Annotated in this window: 1 protein-coding gene; it reads right to left on the bottom strand. The window is 63.0% G+C overall.

Annotated elements, in window-relative coordinates:
* Positions 1-149: 149 nt before the first annotated feature.
* A partial coding sequence (locus tag BGN91_RS10325) for a PLP-dependent aminotransferase family protein (RefSeq protein ID WP_292612834.1) occupies positions 150-946 on the bottom strand: 797 nt, incomplete at its 5' end.

Genomic DNA, 946 nt, shown 5'->3' with positions numbered 1-946 from the left:
GATCGGCAAATGCGTCGACTTGGAACATCCGTATGGCCGACATGTCTGCCCCCCACTCCCAGGCCGAGCACCGTCGGTCACCCGTCACGACGCAACCTCATCAATATCCGGCGCGCTGGCGCTGAAGGGGCGGGCCATCGCTCCTACCCCTAAGCCACGGCCGCACACCTGCCAGTCCTGCGCAACTCGCGCGCGACTAGGCCGCCAAGCCGGCGTATTCCTTCGTCGATGGCTTGCTCGGACTGCAACGAGTAGTTCAAGCGCAGTGCGTTTCCGGTGCCTCCATCAGCGAAGAACGCGGCGCCCGGCACGAAGGCCACGCCTTCCTCACGGAGCGAGAGGCTGAGGAGCTCGGCCCCATCGAGATAAGGAGGGAGCGTGACCCATACAAACATTCCGCCCGTTGGCCTCGTCCAAGCAACACCGTCGGGCATGTGCCTGCTAAGGGCATTCAGCGTGGCATCGCGGCGCTTAGAATACACTCCGACGATACGCTCAACTTGCTCGTCATATTGCTCCAGAGCGACGCGATGGATGACGATCTGATTCAGCGTCGCACAGTGCAAGTCCGCGGCCTGCTTGGCCAGAACGACCTTCTGAACGAGGTCCCGCGCTGCGCAGATCCAGCCCACGCGCAGGCCTGGCGACAGTGTCTTCGAGAATGTCCCGCAATAGACCACACGACTGCGGTCGATATCTCCGCAGCTTTCGATGTCGAGGGACTGACAGGACCTCTGCGGCTCGCCTTCGAAACGCAGCGCTTCGTACGCGGCATCCTCGATCAGCGGCGCGTCGTGAGCGGCCGACAGATCGAGCAGGTTCCGCCGAGCATCCTCCTCCATCGTTTCGCCAGTCGGATTCGCAGAATCGGGCACGACGTAGGCGAGCGCGACCCGCTCGCCCTCATGATCTGCGGGCGACGGAGTGCCCGATGTTGAAAAGGAAG

The sequence above is a fragment of the Nitrobacter sp. 62-13 genome (assembly GCF_001896955.1).
GTDB lineage: Bacteria > Pseudomonadota > Alphaproteobacteria > Rhizobiales > Xanthobacteraceae > Nitrobacter.
This window is presented reverse-complemented; position numbering and strand designations above follow the sequence as displayed.